The sequence below is a fragment of the Curtobacterium sp. MCBA15_001 genome, from assembly GCF_001864835.1.
GTDB lineage: Bacteria > Actinomycetota > Actinomycetes > Actinomycetales > Microbacteriaceae > Curtobacterium.
Map to the genome: position 1 here is coordinate 234,174 of NZ_MJGI01000027.1, position 8,713 is coordinate 242,886.

At 69.7% G+C, this 8,713-nt stretch carries 8 protein-coding genes and 1 pseudogene; 5 read left to right on the forward strand and 4 right to left on the reverse strand.

Annotated features, from left to right (window positions below):
- A pseudogene (locus BIU90_RS17115) lies at window positions 1–482 on the reverse strand (hypothetical protein); the annotation flags it as partial.
- 361 nt (window positions 483–843) lie between these two features.
- On the opposite strand from BIU90_RS17115, the gene BIU90_RS17120 reads away from it, so the two are divergent.
- The 3 genes from BIU90_RS17120 to BIU90_RS18850 all read left to right on the forward strand — a co-directional run bounded on the left by BIU90_RS17120 (window position 844) and on the right by BIU90_RS18850 (window position 3,427).
- Entirely contained in the window at window positions 844–1,815 is a 972-nt protein-coding gene (locus BIU90_RS17120; protein ID WP_175470248.1) for a HAMP domain-containing sensor histidine kinase, read from the forward strand.
- Window positions 1,815–2,474 (forward strand): response regulator transcription factor, encoded by a 660-nt coding sequence (locus BIU90_RS17125; RefSeq protein WP_071297662.1) that lies wholly within the window; start codon window positions 1,815–1,817, stop codon window positions 2,472–2,474. Before BIU90_RS17120 ends, BIU90_RS17125 begins: the two co-directional genes overlap by 1 nt.
- Window positions 2,475–3,268: 794 nt before the next feature.
- Window positions 3,269–3,427 (forward strand): hypothetical protein, encoded by a 159-nt coding sequence (locus BIU90_RS18850; RefSeq protein WP_175470249.1) that lies wholly within the window; start codon window positions 3,269–3,271, stop codon window positions 3,425–3,427.
- 547 nt (window positions 3,428–3,974) lie between these two features.
- Here the strand turns inward: BIU90_RS18850 and BIU90_RS17130 are convergent.
- Window positions 3,975–4,283, reverse strand: coding sequence for an SdpI family protein (locus BIU90_RS17130; protein ID WP_175470250.1), 309 nt, complete (start codon window positions 4,281–4,283; stop codon window positions 3,975–3,977).
- A 670-nt stretch (window positions 4,284–4,953) separates the two neighbouring features.
- Between BIU90_RS17130 and BIU90_RS17135 the strand changes: the two genes are divergently transcribed.
- On the forward strand, window positions 4,954–5,937 hold the full coding sequence (locus tag BIU90_RS17135; RefSeq protein WP_071301388.1) for a family 43 glycosylhydrolase: 984 nt from the start codon (window positions 4,954–4,956) through the stop codon (window positions 5,935–5,937).
- 95 nt (window positions 5,938–6,032) lie between these two features.
- On the opposite strand, the gene BIU90_RS17140 is transcribed toward BIU90_RS17135, so the two are convergent.
- Window positions 6,033–6,638: a DUF1349 domain-containing protein gene (locus BIU90_RS17140; protein WP_071301521.1), complete on the reverse strand. Its 606-nt coding sequence runs from the start codon at window positions 6,636–6,638 to the stop codon at window positions 6,033–6,035.
- Between the two features lie 117 nt (window positions 6,639–6,755).
- Between BIU90_RS17140 and BIU90_RS17145 the strand changes: the two genes are divergently transcribed.
- Entirely contained in the window at window positions 6,756–7,622 is an 867-nt protein-coding gene (locus BIU90_RS17145) for a serine hydrolase (RefSeq protein ID WP_071301522.1), read from the forward strand.
- Window positions 7,623–7,637: 15 nt separating this feature from the next.
- On the opposite strand, the gene BIU90_RS18485 is transcribed toward BIU90_RS17145, so the two are convergent.
- Window positions 7,638–8,713 (reverse strand): carboxypeptidase-like regulatory domain-containing protein (locus BIU90_RS18485; protein WP_217640937.1); only part of this gene is annotated, 1,076 nt, incomplete at its 5' end.

Sequence of the window (8,713 nt, forward strand, 5' to 3'; positions counted from 1 at the left end):
TCACCGGCGGCGGTCCCGAGCGCGAAGGTGAACAGGATCGCGAGCCAGTAGAACGCTTCCCGGCGGACCGTGTCGATGCTGTGGATCGAAAGGGTGCCCTCGACGCGGAACCAGATCGCGAACACGGCGATCAGCGCGACACCGAACACGGTGGTGCTGACTGCGAGTGGGACGCCGAGCCCGTCGGTGAGGTTGTCGGTGACGCAGGTCCCGACGATGCTGATCAGGACCACGGTGATCCAGTACAGCGGCGGCCGGTAGGCGCGGGACCGGAACTGCAGGATCAGGAACACGGCCAGCGCGACCGTCATGATCAGCGTCGTCAACGGCAGCCCGAGGCCGACGGTGTCACTGAGGAGATCCGCCGCCGTCTCACCAACCGTGGTCGCGAGGACCTTGATGATCCAGAACGACGCGGTCGGGTCAGGCACCTTGTTCAAGCGTGCCCTGGTCGGCAGCGGTGCTGCGGGCGAGTGGGACATGGCGTTCTCCTCGTCGTGACGAGCCGTGCCACGGGGTTCGCGGGAACGGCGATGCACCGACGGTAGAAACCGGCCCGCAAGACTTCACCAAGAAAGGACCTTGCAGCCAGAACGCCGCTTTCTTGGCTGTTCCTTTGCTAGCGGGGGTGAGGATCGGGCCTGCCGGTGCTGCTCTGAGTGAGGCAGGATCGAGCCAACACGGCGACACCGGAACGCATCCCCCCTCGCGTTCCGGTGCCGCTCGTCGGGAAGGGGTCACATGTCGGCTGGGTGGCGGTCATCTATCGCAGACACGGTGACCCGGTGGTCGTTCCGGTCTGCTTCGGAGAACGATCCGGACCGGTTGGCGTACCGCCGGTCCGTGATCGGCATCGCCCTCCGGGTCGCGGTCGTATCCGCCGCGCTGGTGATCGCGATCATCGGCCTCGTCGTGGCCTACGTGCTGTGGCAGCTGACACCGAACCAACTCCACGAGCGCCCCGGGCCGACCGACATCCACATCTACCTCGACACCATCGACCTCAGCATCGCGGTGATCGGTGTCGGCGGTCTCGCGATCGTCCTCGCCGGTGTCGCCGCATGGCTGATCGCCCGCCGCGCAGTGCGGCCGATCGCCGAAGCTGCCCGGATGCAGCGCACCTTCGTCGCCGACGCTAGCCACGAACTCCGGACCCCGCTGACCGTGCTCCACGCCCGCGTACAACGTCTGCAGCGCATGACCCCGGCGGACGACCTGCGGCGGCCGGTCGTCGACGAGCTGCGCGGTGACACGCAGGTCCTGATCGACATCGTCAACGACCTCCTCGACGCAGCTACCGGATCCAGCGAACCGAACGGTGCCGCCGACCTCCGGGCGGCGATGGACGTGGTGCACCGCGACATGAGCGTGCTCGCGGCCGACCGGAACGTGCACCTCGACATCGATCCGATCGACGCGCGCGTGGGGGTGTCCGAGACGCAGCTGCGCCGCTGCCTGGTCGCGCTGACCGACAACGCCATCGGCCACACACGAACCGGCGGACAAGTGCGTGTCACCGCGGTGATCGACAGGGCTCGTGTGACGATCCGCGTCACGGACAACGGTCCCGGCGTCGTCGGCATCGAGCCGGCAAGGGTGTTCGACCGCTTCGCCCACGGCACCCCCGTCGACGTCACCGCGACGACGACCACCCGCACCGGGTACGGCATCGGGTTGGCGCTGGTCCGCGACATCGCCCTCAGAGCGGGCGGCGATGCAGTCGTCGAACACACGGACAGCAGCGGAACGGTCTTCGCGCTCCACCTCCCGATCGCAGCGACCAGCACATCGGAACACGACCGGAAGGCCCACTGATGATGCCCCGACTGCTCCTCGTCGAAGACGACCCCCGGCTCGGTCCGCTCGTCGCGGACGAGCTCGGTGAACAGTGGACCGTGACACTCCGCACGGACGGGGAGTCCGCGCTCGAGGCTGCCGCCGAGGAGTACTTCGACGTGATGGTCATCGACCGTCGACTCCCGGGAATCGACGGCACCGAGGTCGTTGCGGCACTCCGGCAGCGACGGATCAGCACCCCCGTGCTGATGCTCACCGCCCTCGGCATGGTCCACGACCGTGTCTCCGGGTTGGACGCCGGCGCGAACGACTACCTCGTCAAACCGTTCGACTTCGACGAGCTCACCGCCCGGCTCCGGGCACTCACCCGCGACTACACCGGGGTCGGCAGCAGCGTCGAGATCGGCGGGTGGGTGTTCTACCCGGAGGACAACAGCATCACCTCCCCCTACACCGGACGGGTGATGCTGACCGAGAAGGAGACCGCCCTGCTGCGACTGCTGACCAGCGAGCCATCGCGGGCGTTCACCCGGCAGCACCTGCTGTCCGCGGTGTTCGACAACGGTGAGCAGCTCGGCACGGTCGACACGTACGTCCACTACATCCGCCGGAAGACCGACCGCGACTTGATCACCACCATCCGCGGTGTCGGCTACCGGCTCGGAACACCCGCCTGAGATCACCGCTCAGTCATCGAGAAACCCCTCCCGCTCAGCTTCGGAAGCCGCAGCGAGGAGCGCAGCTCCCATCGTCCCAACGACTACCAACACCAGCACAATCACCACCGCGATCACGATCCACACGCCCACGGGAACCACCTCCAAGCCCACCATCACCGCTACGCACCAAGGAACCGCCCAGGGCTCAGCGGAATCAGCGGGAGCGACATCTCACGTCGCGTCGGAGCGTCATCGCCCAACAGTTTCACAAGCTGAACGCCAGACCGGCATTACAGCCGTCTCGATGGCCGATCGGTTGGCGAGGTAGTTCGATCAAGCACCGAACAGGCCGAGTGCTCCTGAGATGGCGATCCCGAGACCCATGACGATCGCCACCGTGCTTCCGATGATCACTGCCAGCCGCTGATCCCAGTTCATCCCCATAGCCCAAACCTAGGAGTGTCCGGTAGCCGATCCCTCACCGGGCGCGTTCCACAGCGATACCGTGGAGGGTGTCGAGTTCTGGCGTCGTAGAACCGCGGGTTCGCGTGAGGGCTGCTCTCCTTGTGGCAGCGATGCTGTCCTGGCTCGCCCCGGCTTCGGTGGTTGCGGTGCGCCTGGCGTGGACGGATCCTCCCTCTCGAGTGCCCGTTCACTGGACCGGGGCAGGCCCGGACCAGTGGGCTTCGGCGGACGCAGCCTTCTGGTCGTGCATCGTGCCGGGCACGGTCGGAGCACTTGTGTGCACTCTCCTGGTCGTCCCGTTGTCATCGGATGCTTCACGATGGGGCGCAGCGATCGCTTTTGGGGCGGTGAGTGCGGCAACCGGCATCATCGCGTTCTTCTGGATCGCGATGATGCTGGCCGCTGAAGGAGCGGCGGCGCCGTTCCTGGTCGTCCTCGCCCCGTTCGGCTTGGGAGTGCTCGTGTTCGGGCTCTCCTTGCTCGTCCGGACGAAAACCGCCCGGTAGCCGATCGGCTACCGTGGCCTGCAGCGACCTGACGTGTGCGGCACCGAGCGTCGGGGGCCCGGGAGTGCTCCTCCTGGTCATGAGACGCTAGGAGTATGGAAGCAGCTGTTCTGACCCTTCCCAGCGTGCCCACAGCCCTGTTGCTCAGTGCACTTCGATCGACAATCCGAAGCACACCGTGACCGGTGCGAGCGACGAGGCGCGCTGCGATCACCCCGCCGGGCACGTCGTTGTCGGCGCCGGTGGCCGAGCATCCTGCCAGGACTGCGGGCGTGATGTCGCGATCGTCCTCGGCTCGAAGACGTGGACCGCCGCCGGGACCGACGACTCACACCCCTGACGAAGACCACCGATCGGGAAGGACGCTCGTCAGGCGTTGCGTAATGACGGAGCAATGTTGAAGCGGTCCGCCCGGTACCTGATGGATCACGCCGAGTCCGGTGCGACGCGACCGCGCTCTCGCGTGCCGATAGTTCTAGGCAGATGCCCCGCGTCACGCAACGAGGTCGCTGAGCGCGCGCAACGGGTGTCGAGGAGGCTCAGGTCATCAGCCGTCCCGAGTGATTCGGCGAGCAGCCTGGGACGCGGACAGCGCACCTGCCCCGAGAGCGGCCAGCGTGCAGGCGAGGGAAAGCCCGAGCAGCACGACGTAGAGCGCTGGCGCCAGTTGCGCTGGGATCGACACGACCACGACGATCGCCGCCGCGATCAAGAACGGCCGCATGACTCTCCGCGCGGCAAGATGGCCGGCTCGCCAGGCCTCGTCGCTGTGCATCAGTGACGGCAATCGAATGCCAGCCGCGTGGTTCCGACCCATTCCATTCGTCGCGATCGACACAACGCCCCAGATCGCCACGTCTACGAGGAGCACTAGCAGAGCGCAGCCGACCGCCCCCAACCACCCTGGACTCGTCATCTCCGCCTCCCTCGGTTGAAACTAGCGAATCACGCGACGGCGGTCAGCCCCTTCCGCGAGCCCGACGGACGAACCGGACACTGCCGCCGGCAGCTAGGGGCCGGCCTGACGCGGACCGCCGCCGCGCGGGGATCGCCGGCAGTGGTCGGCTCGTAGGAATCTGACTCGGAAGCAGCGTCCGGTAGACGGTCCTCCGGCGTACGAGTCATCGCGGTCGCACGCAGCGCTCACCATCTGTCTCACATAGGTGGTCCGCAGACAGTCGCGATGGCGGGGCGCTATCCGGACGCCCATCCGGGGGCGGGTGCTTCGTCTCCGCGCCGCTCTCGGGAGCGGGCGTCCCCCAGCAGCGCTGTGGTGCAATTTGGTGCACCACCACCTGTCCGGGAACGGCTCCGACTGGCCCGACCCGTCGGCAACTTCCCCATGAATCCGGCGATCGGGGGCGCGTCCGTGAAGGCACGAACACGCAGCGATGGGTTCAAATGCCACCGGTGCCGCCACGGTCAAGAGTCCTGGAGTTCCGTCACCACGGAGCTCCAGGGCTCTTTCGCTTCCGTGTCGAGCGCTCGCTGAGCGCGCCTCGCTGGCCACGGTCCACTGTGGACCGGTGAGCAACGACGCTGCCGTCCGACTCCTCGGCGCACCGTGGGGGGACACATCCCGTCGCGGTCGCCCGTACGCGAAGGACCCCTCGGTGATCCGGTTCGGCGGCCAGTACCTCCTCTACTGCTCGCTCCCGTCCACGAGCGACGACGAGCCGGAGGGCTGGTCGGTCGGCATCGCGGAGAGCGACGACCTCGTCTCGTGGCGGACGATCGCTGTCCTGCCGCCCTTCGGTGCGTACGACCGGAGCGGTTCGGCGGCCCCGGGCGCGGTGGTGATCGACGGCAGGGTGCACCTCTTCTTCCAGACCTACGGGCGAGGTCGCGAGGACTCGATCTGCCACGCGGTGAGTGACGACGGTGTGACCTTCACGCCGAACCCGCAGAACCCGGTGTTCCGGCCGACGGGCGACTGGACCTGTGGCCGGGCGATCGACGCCGACCTCGTCGTGGCGGGGGACTGGCTCCTGTTGGCGTGGGTGACGCGCGACCCGTCGATGACGACGCAGCTGCTCGGGACGTCACGAGCGCGCATCGGTAGCGCCTACGGCCCGGCGGACTGGGAGCAGCTGTCGGTCGGCGGCCCGGCCCTGGCACCGGAGCTGCCGTGGGAGCAGGACTGCATCGAGGCGCCGGCACTGCGCTGGGACGGCGAGCAGTTCACCGTGTTCTACGCGGGCGCGTACAACAACGCGCCGCAGCAGATCGGCTGGGCGACCAGCCCGGACGGTCGGACGTGGACTCGCGGGTCGGACGAGCCGCTCGTGCCAGCTGGGCCCGAGGGCAGTTGGAACCGGTCCGAGTCGGGGCACCCGGGGTACCTGCATGACGAGGACGGCCGCGAGTACCTCTTCTTCCAGGGCAACCCGGACGACGGGCACACCTGGCTGATCGCGGCGACTGAGCTCACGTTCGTGGACGGCGTGCCGACGGTGCAGACGGAGCGCAATTCCCCGGACGGTGGCCGAACGACCGTCCCCGTCGGGTGACCGCGGGACCCCACCGACGCGCCAGGCGCGCATCGTGTCGCCCACCTGCTCGACCTCGTGTGCGAGGCCTCCCCGCGTCGTGGTCGCCCGAGCGCTCACTCCTCCGGGTGCAGGCTCGCGTCCGCGGTCGTCCGCCGCCACGACTCGAAGCGCACCGTCAACCCCGCCCGCGACGGCGCGCAGCAGAACGGCCCCGCGATGACCGTCGCGTCCGGGTCGAGCGGCGCCACCCGCACCAACCGCCAGGGTTGGTCGTCGACCCGTGCGCGGATCGTCAGTGCGTCGCCGGACCGGCTGCCCCGCACGGACACGACCCGTCCCGCCCACTCCGGCACCGGCGCCAGCGACCAGTCGGACTGCCCGCGAGTGACAACCGCGCCCAGGCTCTCGACCCCGTCGCTGAGCTCGACCCCGGCCTTGGTCCAGGTCCGGTCATCGACGCGGGCGAAGAGCCCGGCCTGGTCGAACTGGCCGGTGAAGTCGAGCCGGAAGGCGACCTCCATCGCCTGCCCCGGCGCCAGGTCCATCAGCAGCGCGTGTTCGGTGTCGTGGACGAACCCGTACGAGGTCTCGCGCCAGGCGTCGCTGCCCTCGCGGGCGGTGACGAGCAGTGCGTCACCGGCCTGCGTCACCGCGGCCGGCTGGTTCGTCCAGGAACCTTCGGACCACGCGACGACCTCGTCGCCCTCGACACCGTGCATCTCGCGTCCCTCCGCCGGGGCGTTCCACCGTGGGACGCCGTGCCGTTGACGGTACTGGACGGCGCGCCGCAGGAAGCACACCGCACGACGGACGTGCGCAGCGAGAGGATGGCCGGTGTGAACTCCGCGCAGCGCGTCCTCGACACCCTGGTCGCCCTGGTCGACACGACGGGCTTCGGGGCGCTCGGCGTGCACGTGCTCGTCGGGGACGAGGCCGCGTCACACCGCTGGGCTCCCGACCTCCGCCGCGAGGTCCACTCCGTCGCGAAGGGCATCGGCGTGCTCGCGGTCGGCATGGCTGCGGACGACGGGCTGCTCGACGTGGACGTCCCGGTCGCCGCGTCCCTGCCCGACGTCCGGTTCGGCGCGGGGACGGACGAGGTCACGCTGCGCCACCTGCTCACCATGACGAGCGGGATCGACATGCCGTGGTCGCCGACGGAGCTGTCCGACTGGCCCGACCTGGCTCGCGAGTTCCTCGGTCGACCCTCGCGCGGGCGGGTCTTCCAGTACGCCAACGCCAGCAGCTACACCGCGATGCGGGTGCTGGCGACGCGCGTCGGGGACGTGGGGGCGTTCGTCGCGGACCGGCTGTTCGCGCCGCTCGGCATCGACGGCGTCACGTGGCGGCGCTGCCCGCTCGGGTTCGTCGCCGGCGGCGAGGGCATCGCGCTGACCACAGAGGAACTGGCTCGGGTCGGACGGCTCGTCCGCGATCGTGGCGCGGTCGACGGTCGGCAGCTGGTCGACGGCGGGTGGTGCGACGCGATGCACACCGACTGGGTGGTCCGACCGGATGCCGAGCCGCCCTACGACCGGTACGCGATGGCGGGGTGGGGCGGACCGGGGCCCCTGTGGCGACTGCACGGCGCGTACGGACAGATGCTGCTGTTCCACGGCGAGACCGTCGTCACGGTGACCGCCGACGACCACGCCGGCGCGGACGCGTTCGCCGCGGCGGTGGCGGTGGCGCTGGAGCGGTGACGCCCCGGGCACGGCTCACTCGCCTGCCGGGACCATCCCGCCCCAGCCGTTGTACCCGCCGTGCACGACCCGGACCGGGACGGCCTGCGCCCGTTCGGTGACGTACCGGTACGTGCCACCCGGTCGACCGAGCCACAGGGTCTGCGCCGGCGTCGTGGACGTCGCCGTCGTGCGGAGCTCCACCACGTACTGCCCGGACGGGATCTGGAACTGCGCCGTCTGCTCGCTGTCGAGCACGGACGAGAACCGGGTCGAGAACGTCGCCCCGGTCGACGCGTCCGTCACCGTGACGGTCGCCTCGCTCAGTGCTGCCGTCGGCCGGTACGACGGGCCGTTCGCGTACACGACCAGGTCGTAGTCGTCGTGCACGTAGTGCCGCGACAGCGTCACCTGCGACGCCGGCACGGTCCCACGCTGCTGGTACACCCGGGTCTTCCAGACGCCCGGGGACGCCAGTCCGCTGACGTACGCCTCGATGCGGTACAGACCCGTGTCCAGCCCCACGAACTCGTACCGGCCGGCACTGTCCGCCGTCGTCCTGTACACGTGCGAGGTGTCCTGGTTGAACGCGTACATCATGCGTCCGGCCGCTGGCCCATCAGGACCGACCACCTCGCCCCGGACGACGGCGCCGACCACGAGCGGCACCGTGACCGCGACCGTCGAGCCCCCGACGACCGCGATGCCCGAGCGGGTCCCGGGGGCGTACGTCGCCGCGCCGTGCGGCGGGAGCTGCCGGGTCGCCACCGTGACGGTGTCCGGGGCGGGGATGCCCGTGAAGGTCACCCGGCCGTCGGCGTCGGTCGTGGCGTCCCCGACGACGGTGTCCACACCGATGGCGACGAGGTCGACGTCCGGCAGTCGGATCGCGGTACCGTCCGGCGTCGTCAGCTGCACCGAGACCGATCCGGCGCCGGCGGCCGAGGCCGGCGGTGCCACGCCGATCAGGGCGGCTGCTGCCAGCGCCACCACCAGTGCCGTGCCCGTGATCCGTCGCATCGTGTTCCCCCGGTCGCCCGTCAGTGGTGCGTTGCGGGGGATCGTACGCGTCCGGCGCGCGGTGGGGACGCGCTGACGGGAGGTCCGGTGCC